This window comes from Streptomyces sp. AC627_RSS907 (genome assembly GCF_019049165.1).
Genome location: NZ_JAGMUE010000909.1, coordinates 1 through 597 on the forward strand (window position 1 = coordinate 1; position 597 = coordinate 597).

The window sequence follows — 597 nt, forward strand, 5'->3', positions numbered from 1 at the left end:
GGACTGCCCGCGCGACCTGTCCCTGGTGGTGCTCTCCTCCGAGCGGGACGCCGGCCGGTCCTGGAGCTGGTCGCGCTGGCTGCCGCACTGCGCGCCCCAACTGGGCCAGGATTGCCTGGCGCTCGTCGGTACGGACGCCGAGACGATCAGCCGTCGGGTGAGCGAGCTGCTGACGGAGCTGGACCGTCGCAAGGCGGCCAGCTCCGGGCAGGGCATGTCGATCACGCCGCTGCGGCCCGACCCGTTCGTCCTGCTCGTACTGGACGGGGCGCGCCTCCTGCGCCGCGTCCCCGGGCTGCCCCAACTCCTCCAGGAGGGCCCACGGCACGGCATCTACGCCCTGTGCACCGACCAGGACGAGCGGCTGCTCCCCGAGGAGTGCGCGGCGGTCGTCAACTGGACGCCGCAGTCCGCGTCCCACTTCTTCGTGCGCGGCGGCGGCCTGGAGTCGGTCGGCTCCGTCCTGGCCGACCACGTCACGCCCGAGTGGTGCGAGCTCATCAGCCGCTCCCTGGCCCCGGTGCGGGATGTCAGCCGGGACGACGCCGACGCCGCGCTGCCCACGTCCGCCCGGCTGTTGACGCTGCTGGGCATGCC

General features: G+C 73.9%; 1 pseudogene. It reads left to right on the forward strand.

From position 1 onward, the window contains the following. A pseudogene (locus tag KUM32_RS39395) lies at window positions 1-597 on the forward strand (cell division protein FtsK); the annotation flags it as partial.